1 pseudogene is annotated in these 321 nt (G+C 62.9%); it reads right to left on the bottom strand.

Annotated features, from left to right (window positions below):
- A pseudogene (locus ALMP_RS35300) lies at window positions 1-321 on the bottom strand (ABC transporter substrate-binding protein); the annotation flags it as partial.

The following is a 321-nucleotide window of genomic DNA, read 5'->3' as shown; positions in this document are numbered from 1 at the left end:
GCCGTAGAAGCTGCTGCCGACGGCATGGTCGGTGATCTGGGCCTCGGGGATCTTCGCGCTCTTCACGCTCTTGATCCGGTCGAGGTCCAGCATCTCCAAGGCGTCCTGCTTCAGGTACTTGTTGTGGGACATCATCGAGTTGTTGATGAGGTCGCACTGCGGGCGGCCCTGCTTGATCTGGGCGAGCAGCGGGGCGTCGTCCAGGTTGAGCACCTTGACCTGGATGCCGGTCTCCTGGGTGAACGGCGTGTAGATCGCCTTCTGTAGGGCCGCACCATAGGAACCGCCGCTGTCGCGGACGATCACCGTCTTGCCGCCCTT

The organism is Streptomyces sp. A012304, from assembly GCF_026008495.1.
In the GTDB taxonomy this organism is placed as follows: domain Bacteria; phylum Actinomycetota; class Actinomycetes; order Streptomycetales; family Streptomycetaceae; genus Streptomyces.
Note: the sequence above shows the minus strand (reverse complement) of the source record. Positions and strands in the feature narration are given on the sequence as shown.